This is a genomic window from Cohnella rhizoplanae, from assembly GCF_948329515.1.
GTDB classification, from domain to species: Bacteria; Bacillota; Bacilli; order Paenibacillales; family Paenibacillaceae; genus Cohnella; species Cohnella rhizoplanae.
Genome location: NZ_CAOJCN010000010.1, coordinates 109,963 through 122,096 on the forward strand (window position 1 = coordinate 109,963; position 12,134 = coordinate 122,096).

The following is a 12,134-nucleotide window of genomic DNA, read 5'->3' on the forward strand; positions in this document are numbered from 1 at the left end:
AAGGGATGGGCGGGACTGGTTTCCTGCGCATCCCATTTTGCGTTACGGATGACTACAGGTTGGAAGACAAGGTTTTTCTGCGATATTCGGCGGGCGGAATGCCGTATCGATCGGCGAAGACGCGGGTGAAGTAGTGGACGGAATGATACCCGGTGAGATCTGCGATCTCCTTCACGCTGCAGAGCGTCGTTTTGAGCAAGCCCTCCGCTTCGTGCATGCGTATCCGAGTGACGTAATCCACCAACGATTGCCCGAGCTCCTCCTTGAAGATGCGGGACAAGTGCCTGGCGGATACGTTCAAGTAGGCGGCGACTTCCTCCAAGCGCAGCGGACTGGACAGGTTGTCGCGGATATACCGTTTCGCCAGCTGCACCAGATGGGAGCGGGAACGGGAGAACGACTTGGGCTTTGACGCAGACGATCCGTCATGTCGTCCGAACGTGGCGGGGAAGGACCGGAGAAGCAGGTTGCACAAGCCGTTCGTTTGCGGTCCGTCGTCCGCGGGCTGCAGGAGAACATGCCGGTAGAGCGCGCGCCAGAGAAGAGCGGTCACCCTTTCCTGACCGGCAACGACCGGAGAGGGACAGCCGAGCAGATCCGCCTCATAACGCCGCGTCTCCGGGGAAGAATCGGCGGCGATGACTTCGAACGCGACAAAAAACAGCTTTAACCCGGTCCGGCTGCGAATCTGATGCCAATGACCGGGCAGCGAAGCAAAAAGGGAGCCGCATTCCAGCTTATAGGTCACTTCGTCGTCCTCATATTCGCCTTCTCCGTCCAGCACATAACAAACCTCATAGAAGGAATGACGATGAACGGGATTGTCGTAATGCTTCCACGCTAGTCCCCAGTTATAAATTAGAAATTCTACGCCGTCCACGCCGCCGCATTGTCTATGGTTATCATTGAGCGTACGGGTCACGAAGAGGAAGCTCTCCTCAGTCATCGAAATTTCCCCTTTGGCGCGTTTGTGCAAATGAAGGTCCGGCTTCTACAAATACAGCGGATCCCCATTCCCTTATACTGATCGTGATTGAAGCGGTTTCAGTACAGGAGGGCTTAAACATGGATAAAATGATTAAAGCAGAGGATGTACGATTTTACAAGGAAAACGGGTACTTACTCGTCCGCGGTCTTTTCTCGGCAGAGGAAGTGGAGGAGATGAGAAATGCCGTCTCGGGCATCATCGAACGCGCCGCGAACACGAAGTTCGACGGCAATGCGACCTGGCAGGGGGACTATCTGCCGCCTGAGGAATTAAAGAAACTCGTGCTTAAAGGCTTCCATGACGTCCATTATCATGACGCTTCGTTTACACGCGCCGCCGTGCATCCGAATATGGCAGCCGTTCTCTCGCAGCTGATCGGCCCCAACGTTCAGCTTCATCACAGCAAGATGCTGGTCAAGCCGCCCGAGAAGGGAGCCGCCTTCCCGCTGCATCAGGACACGCCTTATTTTCCGCATGCCGACCATACCATGCTCGCAGCTAGCGTCCATCTGGACGATTCTGATATGGAGAACGGATGTCTGTGCGTAATCCCGGGCTCCCACAAGCAGGGGCTGCTCCCGCATGTCGGCCGATATTACCTGGACCACCGGGAATATCCGCTGTCCGCGGCGACGCCTTGCCCGGCTTCGGCCGGGGACGTCCTGTTTTTTAATTATTTGACGATACACGGCTCCGACGTCAATCGCAGCCCGCGCAACCGTCGCAACGTACTGTTCCAGTATCGCGATCCGACCGATCTGCCGACCGAGGATGTCCATGTGAACTGGGGGCAGGGGCTGATGGTGTGCGGGGAGAATCCGATTTATAAGGCTTACCAGCCCGAGTACCACTTGAAATAAGGCGTCGAACTGTTATGTTGCGTAACCTAGTTGTCGGAGGAGATCATGGATGCTTTGGCTTAATGATATGTCATTTGCTATAATGACTGCAACGACAACGAAGGGCACGGGATCATATGACGCAGGAAGCGCCGTTATATCGAAAAATTATCTCGTTTTTTCTAAAGGAAATCGCTGAGGTGCGGCTAAGGGCCGGGGACAGGCTGCCCACAGAGCTTGAGATTGCCGAACAGTTTGGCGTCAGCCGGATAACGGTCATTAGGGCGATGAGGGAGCTTGAACATCAGAAGCTACTGTATCGCGTAAAAGGCAAGGGTACCTTCGTTCGCGAGGATCTGGACAGCCGTAACGATGCGTCTGTGCGGCATGAAGCGATGGCGGAATCGGGGAGTGAGCCGTACGACAGGGAATCCTTTGGCAGATCGTCTATACCGCTGATCTCTGTTATTATGAGTGATTCCGAGCATTCAGGGCAGGAGATTCTGCTCGGTATCGAGCATGCGGCCCGCAAGCACGGCTATTACGTAAGCTTCCACAACGCGATGCTGGACCCGCGTTTGGAGCGGAGCTTACTGGAGAAGCTTGCCCAAGACGCACGCGGGATCATTGTGTATCCCTGTGCAGGCTTGAATAATATCGACGTGTTCAGTGGGATGACCATTCGGCGCTTCCCCTATGTCGTCATCGATCATCCGCTGGAAGGGATCGAGGCGCCGCTGTTCTCGCCGGACAATGAACGAGGCAGTTACGAAATGACTCGGCATTTAATTCGACTGGGTCATGAACGGATCGCCTTCATCGCGCCGGGTCTATATCTGCATCCGTCCTTGCGCCAGCGCTACAAGGGATACTGCCGCGCGCTGATCGAAGCGGGTATTCCCGTACGCCCTGAATGGATCGAGTCTGAGGACTGGCACCCCGACGTTACGCCGGGAGATCTTCAGCGGGAGACGGCCGCACTGCTGAAGCGGTGGCTGGACGGCAGCTTTCGGCCAACGGCGCTGCTGGCAGGCAACGACATTTTGGCCATTCATCTGATCAAGTCGGCTCAGCTGGCAGGAATCGTCGTCCCCGAGGAGCTGTCCGTAGCGGGCTTCGACAATCTCGCCATGACCGAGTATCTGGAGGTGCCGCTGACTACGGTGAGCCAGCCCTTCTACGAGATGGGAAAATACGCCGCAGATTCGTTGATCCGGTTCATTCGCGACGGTGCGCCGATTGAAGGCAAGCTGCTGGAGACGGGGCTGGTCATTCGCGCTTCAACCTCGGTTCCCCCTGAACGCTAACTTTATCAAGCTTGCGACTGTTTAACGCCTTGCCTCCGGCAAGGCGTTTTTTCTGCGTACGCTCAATCGCAATAATTTTCAATATTAATATGATATAACATATATTGTGACTTAGAAATCTTTCGCTTATAATGATATATTATTTGATCTTTAACAGGAGGCAAAAGAATTGAAAGAGATCGCCCCAAAAATAAAAAAAATGTATATTCTGTCCCATACGCACTGGGATCGGGAGTGGTACCAGGACTTCCAGGGCTTCCGCCTCCGACTGGTACATATGATAGACGAGCTCATCGAACATATGGAACGGGATGATCAGTACCGCTACTTCATGCTGGATGGACAGACCATCATGCTTGACGATTATGTACGCATCCGTCCGGAGCGCAAGGCCCGGCTCGAGCGGCTCATTGGGGAAGGACGAATCCAGGTCGGCCCCTGGTATGTCATGCCGGACGAATTCCTCGTCAGCGGCGAGTCGCTGATCCGGAATCTGCTGAAGGGCGTTCGGGAATGCCGCAAGTGGGGGGCAGAGCCTATCCGCTCCGGCTATGTGACCGATATCTTCGGTCATAACAGTCAATTTCCGCAGCTGCTTCAAGGATTCGGAATCGATCATGCGATGTTGTTCAGAGGATTTCATGGCGACGGCGATCCATCAGAGCTGTGGTGGGAAGGCGCGGACGGCAGCCGTGTGCTGGGACTGAAGCTGGATGAGGACCGGTCTTACAGCGACTTTTACTTTGCCGTACGTTGGCCGTTCTTCGAGCGGGATGACGATTACGCCAGCCATACGGAGGAGCTGGCCCAGCGCGCGAACCGGCTTCTGGCGTTTAAAAATGAACGCGCTACCACCGATATTGCGATCGGAATGGACGGGGTGGACCATGTCGAGATCGAGCCGCAGCTGGCCTGGCTGCTCCGCACGTTGACCGAAGGTACGGGCGTCAAGTTCGTCCATGCCACGATCGAGCAATATGTCGCGGATCTCATGCCTAAGATCAAAGACCTGAAGGTACACAAGGGCGAGCAGCGTGCGCTCGGCTTCAGCGGCATCAACAATTGGGTGCCGGAAAATGTGCTGTCTTCGCGTGTCCATCTGAAGCAACACAACCAGCATGGCGAGAATCTGCTGGAGAAATGGGCAGAGCCGCTCGGCGTTCTGACGGCTGCACTCGGCAAGCCATACCCGTCGGGCTTCCTGTCCGAAGCCTGGACGCATCTGCTGCAGAACCATCCGCACGATTCGATCTGCGGCTGCTCGATCGATCAAGTCCATCGGGATATGCTCTACCGGTTCGATCAGGCCAGGTCGATCGGCGACGCACTCGTAAAGGAGAGCGTGCAGTATATCGTCCATCATCTGGATGAAGTCCGGGTTGGCGGCAAGCAGGTATTGGCGGTCTTCAATATGTCGCAGAGCGCGGTAGACGGCATTGTGGAGGTCGACGTTTTGCTGCCGGCCGGCTCGGACGCTTCGCTAAGGATGGCTGGCCATAATCTGCAGGGCACTTCCTTCAGAATATTAGACGGGGACCGGCGCGAGATCGCCTATCAAGTGCTGTCGGTGCAGCGCGAACATACGGAAATGTACCGGCCTTATCGCGAGCTGCCACGGGGCAGGATCAGCGATGTATACAAACTGGCGCTGCATGCGAAGGTGCCGCCGTTCGGCTACTCGGCCTACACGGTCGAGCCCTTCGAGCTCGATTGGCACGGACCGCTTGAATTCAGCGCGCCGAAGCTCATCGCTCCCGTTCGCTTACCGGGCACCCAGCAGATTCGTGCCCGTACATGGGACAGCGGGCGGATTCGGGTGGAGGTGCAAGCTGACGGCACGCTGGACGTCACCGACGCTGAGACCGGCCATACGTTCCGCGGGCTGCTGCGCTTCGAGGACGAAGGAGACATCGGCGATGGCTGGACGCACATGGCGCCGATCGGCAATGAGCGCTTCACCTCAGCCGGCTCGCCGGCTCACCTGTCCGTCGTGTACGACGGACCGTATGCCACCTGCCTGCGAATCCGGTCCTGCATGCGTCTGCCGCAAGGTATCGATGGGTCGGGAACACGGCGCAGCGAGGAATGGACGGACTATCCGGTCACGACGTATGTAACGCTTCTGCGCGGAGATCCGAAGGTGTATTGCCGGACAGTCATCGACAATACCGTGCGCGACCACCGGTTCGGGGTCTGGTTCCCTACGGGGCTCGATACGGAGCGTTATGCGGCCAGCACGCCGTTCGATCTGGTAAAGCGCCCGTTCCGCCAGCCGGACCGCTCCGGCTATCTGCGCAAGCCCTATGAAGCCTTTCCGCACAACGGCATCTTGGCAGCGAACGATGGAAGGGTAGGGCTCGCGATTTACAGTAAAGGGCTCTATGAGGTATGCCTGCGGGGGGACGAGGACCGCGCGCTCGGACTGACCCTCTTCCGGAGTACGGCCAAGGAGGTCGGCACCGATCCCGGCGACGGCGGGCAACTGCTGAGGACGATGACATTCGAGTATGCGATCGAGCCCGGCCGCGTGGATGAAGAATATGAGAGCCGGCTCTGGCAGTCGCATCAGCGTTATGTATCCGGCATCCGGACCGGGGAACGACCGGCGGGCCGCGTATGGAAAGAATCGCCTTACCGCAGGGAGGCGAATCTGCCGTTCGCAGCCTCCTTTATCGGCATCGAAGGGTCCGGTCTGCAGATCAGCGCAGTCAAGGCCGCCGAAGAGGGGGAGGACCGCTGGATCGTGCGGATTTTCAATACGACCGATCGGGAAGCGAACGGCCGGTTGATCTGCCGTCGAGAGCTGACTGAAGCTTACCTTGTCAACCTGAACGAGGAACCGCTTCAGGTGCTTGAGACGATCCGAGGCGAAGTGGCCGTCACAGCGGGTCCCAGGCAGATCGTCACGATCGGCTTCACTTGGAAAAAAGACATCGATACGGAGGCCCTGATATGAAAAAAACCTATCACTTCATCTCGCATACCCATTGGGACCGCGAATGGTATTTGCCGCTGGAACGCTTCCGATACCGGCTGGTTAATCTGATCGACCGTCTGCTTGACCTGCTGGACCGCGAGTCGGAGTTCCGCTGCTTTCATCTGGACGGCCAGACGATCGTGCTGGAGGATTATTATACGCTGCGCCCGGGCAACAAGGAGCGGCTTGAGCGGTTTATTCGAGCGGGTCGCATTCTCGTCGGACCCTGGTACCAGCAGAACGATCTGTACCTGACAAGCGCAGAGTCGACGGTGCGGAATCTGGCGATCGGCATCGGTCTGTCGCGCGAGCTTGGCGGCGAGATGAAGGTCGGTTATCTGCCCGACCACTTCGGACTGATCGGTCAGATGCCCCAGATCTTCCGGGGGGTCGGTATCGACAACTGCGTATTCGGCCGCGGCTACGATATCGCATCGCATCGCGGACCTTTCTTTGTTTGGGCAGCCCCGGACGGCTCGCGCGTGTCAGGCGTGCTGATGCCGCACTGGTACAACAACGCCCAACGGCTTCCCGCGGAGCCGGAGGCGCTGGCGGAGATGTTCGCCGTCATACGCGCGCGGGAAGAGAAGGTTAACGCGACGCCTCATCTGCTCATGATGAACGGGGTGGATCATCTGGAAGCGCAATATGATCTGCCAGAGGTTCTGCAGCAGCTTAGAGACAATCACGGCGACGAACTGGACATCGTGCACGGTACGCTGCCGGGCTTCGTACAAGCGCTGCAAGGTTATATCAACTCCCAATCGCCGAATGCCTATGAGACCGTAACCGGAGAGCTGCGGGAATGCATGGAATACAGCGTGCTCGCCGGAACGCTTTCAAGCCGCGTCTACATCAAGAAAGCCAATATGGAGGTTCATGACCTGCTCGAAAAATGGATGGAGCCGCTGTCTGTCTGGTGCGCAATGCTCGGACTCGATGCGTACGAGCACGACACGCTGCGCTATGCCTGGAAGCTGTATATGGAGAACCATCCGCACGACTCCATCTGCGGCTGCAGCCAGGACGCCGTTCACGACCATATGATGGACCGCTATGCGCGCCTTGGCGAGTTGGCCGAGGAGGTCATCGACCGCAAGCTGTCCGTACTCGCACGCCAACTCGATGGAGCTTCGTTCGGCGATGCCGACCTGAAGCTGCTCGTCGCCAACACGGCGCAGCTGGCGGCCGGCAGCGTGATCGGCACCACCGTCTACTTCATGGAGGACGACGACATCGAGGACTTTGCGCTGCTGGACGCAGCCGGTCGCGAGATCCCGTACCGGATCGTATCGGAGCAAAGGACGCGCCGTCAGGTCATCAGCCCGGTTAACCTGCCGGGCGTTCAGCGCCTGAAGCGCTTCGACATTGAGTGGCGAGCCGAGGCGCCGGCGCTCGGCTATGCGGCCTATGTCGTTCGCCCGGGCATGCGGGGTCTGCGGGCTGGGGATCGGACAGAGGCTGATAGGTCTGCGGTTGCGGCTGCGAATGGACCGACAGCTCCTGCCGGCCTGCCGGTGCTTGAAAATGAGTGGCTCCGGGTCGAGCTTCAGGCGGACGGCTCCTTCCACCTGCTGGATAAGGAAAACGGCATGCTGCGGCGCCATCAGGGTCGGTTCGAGGATGCCGGCGACCGCGGAGACCTCTATGTCTTCCTCGATACGGAGGGCGAGCGAAGCAGCGAGATCTGGTCACAAGCGGTGACGTTCGAATCGGCCGAGTCGAACGTGCTGTACGACGCCTGCGTCTACAGCTTCGTCTGGGCACTGCCGGCGTCGCTTAACGACGACATGCTGACGCGCAGCGAGACGACTGCGCCATGCGAATTCCGCGTGCGACTGCGGCTCGATCGCGGCGCCAGGCAGTTGAACATACAGATCGAGCTGGACAATACGGCCAAAGACCATCGGATTCGCATGGTGTTCGAAGCGGAGCGGTCGGCGGAGAGCGTCTGGTCGGGCGGACAATACGACGTCGTGGAGCGGGCATGGGACGACGGCAGACAGTGGCTGCGGCATGCCAACTCCCAGCCGTTCTGGAAGTGGTTCGCCCCAGTTGCCGAAGGCGCCGGCTTGGCCGTATTCGCCAAAGGGCTGCACGAGTACGAGATGAAGGACGAGGGAAGGACCGCAGTCGTGACGCTCGTGCGCGGCGTGGAAAATATCAATATGCGCGAGACCGTCTCTATGGAGCAGGACATTCAACCCAAGGGGCAATGCCTCGGGCGTCAGACGGCGGAGCTGGCAGTCAGACCCTTCGTTGCGGCGGGGAAGCCGGGAACGGCAGAGGCGGGACGCATCGCAAGCAGGCTATACAAGGAAGCGGAGCTGTATCATCAAGGCGTCCGGACGAAGCTGTCCCCCGTTGACGAACGGCGTTGGAGCCGCGGACGGGCGTGGGTGCAGGACACGCATTTCAACGGAGGCTTCGCGGAGATCGATCCGAATAGGGGTAAACCGGCTCTTCCGCTCGAGCAATCGGTGATGTCGATTGCAGGCGATGCGGTCCTGTCCGCCGTCAAGGCTTCGGAGGACCGCACAGGCTATGCGCTCCGTATGTTCAATACGGAGGCTGGCGCTGTACGGATCGGCATCGGCCTGCCGGCCGACATCGCGCATGCGGTACGGACCAATCTGTTGGAGGAGCCTGCGGCGGCGCTTGAAGCTGTGAGTTCCGGCATCTCACTGGAAGCGGGTCCGAAGGAGATTGTCACCGTATGCATGACGCTGAACGAAGCTGGTAAGAATCGCCGGGAGCGGGAAGGAAACGAGGGGGAGTTGTCGAATTAAAGCACATGCTGTCGAATCAATCTTGCGATTGCGATAGCCCTGCCAGAGGGAGGCGCCCGTAATGACATGGACGGTAGTGATCGCAGACGACGAACGGATACAGCGGGAAGGCATCGTCCAGCATGTGCCTTGGGAGCAAATGGGGCTCGTCCTTGCCGGTACGGCGGCGAATGGCGAGGAGGCGCTCGGACTGATTCGCGCCGCACCTCCGGATATTTTGGTAACCGATATTAAAATGCCGTCGATGGGCGGCCTGGAGCTGGCGAAGCATGCGAGATCGCTGAATCCGCGGATAAGGATCATCATTATAAGCGGCTATGACGATTTTGAGTTTGCCCGAACGGCGATCGAGCTGAGCGCCACCGCCTACTTGCTGAAGCCTCTATTTTTCCCGGATCTGCTGGATATACTTAAGTCCGTCGCAGCCGCCTGCGAAGAAGAGGCCAGGCAGGAAGAGGAGCGGCTTGACCTTCAGCGTCAAATGGAGGAAAGCAAGACGCTGGCCATGCGCCAGCTGCTGCGCGATCTGCTGCAGGGACGCCTGGCCGAACCGGATGCGATCAAAGCGAGCATGTGCGATGCCGGAATACCGGCGGTGGAACCCTTTGTGATCGCCGTTCTAAGGACGGAAGAAGAGAAGACAGGCAAAATAGAGAAAATTAACTGCGAGACCCTGCTGGCGCAAAGACTGGAGCTCATCGGCAGGGGACTGCGCTGGTGCGAATCCTATTGGTCGGACGGCGACGAGCTGGTCTGGATCGCGGCCGCGAGTGAAGAAGAATCGCTGAATGCCCTGGAAGCGCTTCGACAGTATGTGAACAGCCAGCTTGGCAGGAAGCTGGACGCCTGTGTCAGCAGCGACATTCAAGATCCGAACGCATTCTCCGAATCTTACAGACGAGCCTCCGCGGAGCTGTCCCGGCGGTCCGGCCAGGGCTTTAACAAGACGATCCTGCTCGGTGATCCTCACGCTTTGAATAAGGATACGCCGGTACAGCGGATCAAGGCCTATATCGAGGCCCGTTATGCCGGCCCGGTGACTGTAGAAGAACTGGCCAGGACGGTGTTCCTTACGCCTAATTACATCAGCAACCTGTTCAAAGAACAGACCGGAGAGACCATCATCGATTATCTGACCGGCGTGCGGATGCGTCACGCAAGGGCTCAATTGGCCGACCCGCAGCGAAAAATATACGAGATCGCCGAGAGCACGGGCTTTAACAGCACGTCCTACTTCAGTGTCGTATTCAAAAATATGTATGGCGCAAGTCCAAAGGAATATAGAGAGAGCTTGCTGGGGCGGGCGCCCGAATGAGAGTCCCGCTGCGCGTCCACGACATCTCGATCAAGCATAAAATGATGTTCTGCTACGGCCTGCTTGTGCTGCTGTCCATTCTCGCGCTTGGGGCCGCCTTCTATTCCAGCATGCAAAAGTACGTCTACGAACAGGCGAGCGAATCGTACCGGCAGACACTGTCGCAGGTCGTGCTGAACACCGAATATAAGCTCAACAACTACGATCAATTGCTGAATCAATTCGTCTCGGATACGAAATTCGTCGGCGCGGTCTCGTTCGAATATACGTCGCCTGGCGATTACTCTTACGCCTTTCTGAACACGATCTCCCGGATCTTCGAGGTCGGCAAGCAAGACGATAGCCTGGAAGCCCTTATCTTGTACAAAAACAACCCGACGCTGCCCGAATCGGGCGACGTGCTGATCGATATCGACTATATCCTTCATACCGAATGGTACAACGAATACTTTTCGCATATGGAGAACTATACGATCAACGACTATATCGCGCTGTCCAAGCGCAAATACTGGATTGTCACGGATGAGATCAACAAGCCCGACTACCGGCTGGCCGGAGAAAAAAGCGAAACGCAGGGCGTGAAACGGGTCGCGATCATCAAGCCGGTCATCTACGGATACGAAAAGCTGACCGGGGTCTTCGAACTATTCGTCCGCTATGACCGCGTGTTCGGGGACTTTGCGGCGGCAGGCGCCGGTCCGGACGATTATATGCTCGTGGCGAACGACAAGATGCGGACGGTCTATGCGAGCGGGGGGGGCGGCTTGCCTGTCCCGGATGCGCTCACTGCCGCATTGACAGAGAAAACCGCGCTTGACGAAGGCAAGGCGGCAGGCAAGTTCAGCATGAAGCTTGACGGCGCCGACAAGATGGTCCTGTACGAGCGGGGCGGCGGCTCAGGCTGGTTATACGTCCGCATACTGTCGTATGACCGGCTGTTCGCCGGCGCCAGGACGGTCCGGCAGTTCACGGTCGTCGTTGGCGCGGCTTGTCTGCTGATCAGCCTGCTGCTCGCGCTGGCGCTGGCCCGGATGATCGCGCGCCGGCTGTCCGTGCTGTCCGGTCAGATGAAGAGCGTCGAAGATCTGACGCTCGACGTGAAAGTGGACATCGACGGACGTGATGAGATCGGCGCGCTGGCTCGCAGCTACAACCGGATGATCCGCAAAATCAGGGAGCTGGTCGATCAGTTGACGGCCAGCCAGCAGACGCAGCGGGAGTCCGAGCTTAAGGCGCTGCAGACGCAGATCAATCCCCACTTTTTGTACAATACGCTGGCGACGATCAACTGGATGGCGATGGACGGCCAAAATGACAAGATTATGGGGATGGTCAATCATCTGGCGACCTTCTACCGTCTGTCGCTTAACAAGGGGCTGCCGCTGCTCGCGGTCAGGGAGGAGATCCGCCATCTGCGGGCCTATACGGAAATTCAGAAAATTCGTCTGGAAGAACGCATCGACGTGACCTACGAAGTGGAGGCGGACATCGAGTCTTATCTGACACTGAAGCTGATCCTTCAGCCATTCGTGGAAAATGCGATTTTGCATGGCGCCGAGCGCAAGGCAGGCACCACCGCGATCGCGATCCGCGCGCGCCGAACCGGCGACGATCTGGTGTTCGAGGTAGAGGATGACGGCGTCGGGATGGCTGCGCCGCCGATGGCCGATCTGTTTCCCTTCGGCAACGGCTACGGTATCCGCAATGTGCACGAGCGCATCCGGCTGCATTACGGACCGGCGTACGGCGTGACGGTACAGAGCGCGGAAGGGATGGGGACGAAGGTGACGATCTCGATTCCCGTCGTGAGAGATGAATAAAACCGGCGCCGGAGCGCCCCTCGCGTGTCTGCGACGGGCGCTTTTACACGTATCGGCCCGAATTTTACGAGCTTTTTGCAAGCGGATACAAAGACCGTA

Annotated in this window: 7 protein-coding genes; 6 read left to right on the plus strand and 1 reads right to left on the minus strand. The window is 58.1% G+C overall.

Going from position 1 to position 12,134, the window contains the following annotated elements; genetic code table 11:
* Nucleotides 1-52: 52 nt before the first annotated feature.
* Complete coding sequence (locus PQG80_RS16140; protein WP_271752432.1) at nt 53-946, minus strand: AraC family transcriptional regulator; 894 nt, start codon at nt 944-946, stop codon at nt 53-55.
* Nucleotides 947-1,074: 128 nt separating this feature from the next.
* On the opposite strand from PQG80_RS16140, the gene PQG80_RS16145 reads away from it, so the two are divergent.
* The 6 genes from PQG80_RS16145 (at nt 1,075) to PQG80_RS16170 (ending at nt 12,035) form a co-directional block, all read left to right on the plus strand.
* The gene (locus tag PQG80_RS16145) at nt 1,075-1,848 is read left to right on the plus strand and encodes a phytanoyl-CoA dioxygenase family protein (RefSeq protein WP_271752537.1); all 774 of its coding nucleotides are present in this window, start codon (nt 1,075-1,077) and stop codon (nt 1,846-1,848) included.
* Nucleotides 1,849-1,964: 116 nt separating this feature from the next.
* Nucleotides 1,965-3,134: a LacI family DNA-binding transcriptional regulator gene (locus tag PQG80_RS16150; RefSeq protein WP_271752433.1), complete on the plus strand. Its 1,170-nt coding sequence runs from the start codon at nt 1,965-1,967 to the stop codon at nt 3,132-3,134.
* 169 nt (nt 3,135-3,303) lie between these two features.
* The gene (locus PQG80_RS16155) at nt 3,304-6,090 is read left to right on the plus strand and encodes a glycoside hydrolase family 38 N-terminal domain-containing protein (protein WP_271752434.1); all 2,787 of its coding nucleotides are present in this window, start codon (nt 3,304-3,306) and stop codon (nt 6,088-6,090) included.
* A complete protein-coding gene (locus tag PQG80_RS16160; protein WP_271752435.1) occupies nt 6,087-8,900 on the plus strand; it encodes a glycoside hydrolase family 38 N-terminal domain-containing protein in 2,814 nt (937 codons plus the stop codon). Before PQG80_RS16155 ends, PQG80_RS16160 begins: the two co-directional genes overlap by 4 nt.
* A gap of 61 nt (nt 8,901-8,961) precedes the next feature.
* Nucleotides 8,962-10,215: a response regulator transcription factor gene (locus PQG80_RS16165; protein ID WP_271752436.1), complete on the plus strand. Its 1,254-nt coding sequence runs from the start codon at nt 8,962-8,964 to the stop codon at nt 10,213-10,215.
* On the plus strand, nt 10,212-12,035 hold the full coding sequence (locus PQG80_RS16170) for a cache domain-containing sensor histidine kinase (protein ID WP_271752437.1): 1,824 nt from the start codon (nt 10,212-10,214) through the stop codon (nt 12,033-12,035). Before PQG80_RS16165 ends, PQG80_RS16170 begins: the two co-directional genes overlap by 4 nt.
* Nucleotides 12,036-12,134: the final 99 nt, after the last annotated feature.

What these genes read in the sequence shown, in the direction of transcription:
- PQG80_RS16140 (WP_271752432.1), bottom strand. Translation starts at nt 946, where the DNA reads ATGACTGAGGAGAGCTTCCTCTTCGTGACCCGTACGCTCAATGATAAC.
- PQG80_RS16145 (WP_271752537.1), top strand. Translation starts at nt 1,075, where the DNA reads ATGATTAAAGCAGAGGATGTACGATTTTACAAGGAAAACGGGTACTTA.
- PQG80_RS16150 (WP_271752433.1), top strand. Translation starts at nt 1,965, where the DNA reads ATGACGCAGGAAGCGCCGTTATATCGAAAAATTATCTCGTTTTTTCTA.
- PQG80_RS16160 (WP_271752435.1), top strand. Translation starts at nt 6,087, where the DNA reads ATGAAAAAAACCTATCACTTCATCTCGCATACCCATTGGGACCGCGAA.
- PQG80_RS16165 (WP_271752436.1), top strand. Translation starts at nt 8,962, where the DNA reads ATGACATGGACGGTAGTGATCGCAGACGACGAACGGATACAGCGGGAA.
- PQG80_RS16170 (WP_271752437.1), top strand. Translation starts at nt 10,212, where the DNA reads ATGAGAGTCCCGCTGCGCGTCCACGACATCTCGATCAAGCATAAAATG.